This window comes from Methylosinus sp. LW4, from assembly GCF_000379125.1.
Lineage (GTDB): Bacteria > Pseudomonadota > Alphaproteobacteria > Rhizobiales > Beijerinckiaceae > Methylosinus.
The window spans coordinates 1-924 of the sequence record NZ_KB900627.1 but is presented as its reverse complement, the minus strand read 5'-3'; the positions used below and the strand labels follow the sequence as shown (position 1 = coordinate 924).

1 protein-coding gene is annotated in these 924 nt (G+C 66.3%); it reads left to right on the top strand.

Annotated features, from left to right (window positions below):
• The coding region (locus tag METLW4_RS25460) for an amino acid adenylation domain-containing protein (protein ID WP_157235631.1) at positions 1-924 on the top strand (924 nt) is incomplete at both ends.

The window sequence follows — 924 nt, the reverse complement described above, 5'->3', positions numbered from 1 at the left end:
CGACATGGCCCCGCTCGGCTCCCTGCGCCGCGTGATATGCAGCGGCGAGGAGCTTCCCGCTGCGGCGGCGCAGAGCTTTCACGCCGCGACGGCGGCGGAGCTGCACAATCTCTACGGCCCGACAGAAGCCTCGATCGACGTCAGCGCTCATCGATGCGCGCCGGACGATGCGAGAGCGCTTTCGAGCGAAGAAGACACGACAGAGCAAACGAAGCTGGAATCTCTGCAGCTCGATCCGAAGCGGAAAGACTCTGGCGAAAGAGTGCCGATCGGCCGGCCGATCTCGAACATTCGACTCTATATTCTCGATGCGGGCTTCGAGCCCGTCGCGGTCGGCGTCGCCGGCGAATTGTTCATCGGCGGCGTCGGATTGGCGCGCGGCTATCTCGGCCGCGCGGATCTCACAGCCGAACGCTTCGTCGCCAATCCCTTCGTCGCAGGGGAGCGCATGTATCGCACCGGCGATCTCGTGCGCTGGCGTCGGGACGGGAACATAGAGTTCCTCGGGCGGATCGATCATCAGGTGAAGATCCGGGGCTTTCGCATCGAGCTCGGAGAAATAGAGGCTGCGCTGCAGCGACAGCCGGATGTGCGCGATGCGGTTGCGGTCGCTTGGGCGGACGGCTCGGGCGACAAGCGGCTGGCGGCCTATGTGACAGGCGAGGGAGAGCTGGACTTCGCAGCGCTGAAGACGGCGCTGCGGCGGGAGCTGCCAGATTATATGGTTCCGCAGCTATTCGTTCGTCTCGATGCGCTGCCGCTGACGGCGAGCGGCAAGCTGGACCGCAAGGCGCTGCCGGCGCCCGATCCCGACGCGCAATCGCGCCGGGACTATGCCGCGCCGCGCACGCCGACGGAAGAGACGCTGTGCCGCGTCTTCGCCGAAGTGCTCGGCGTCGAGCGCGTCGGCGTCGACGATGGCTT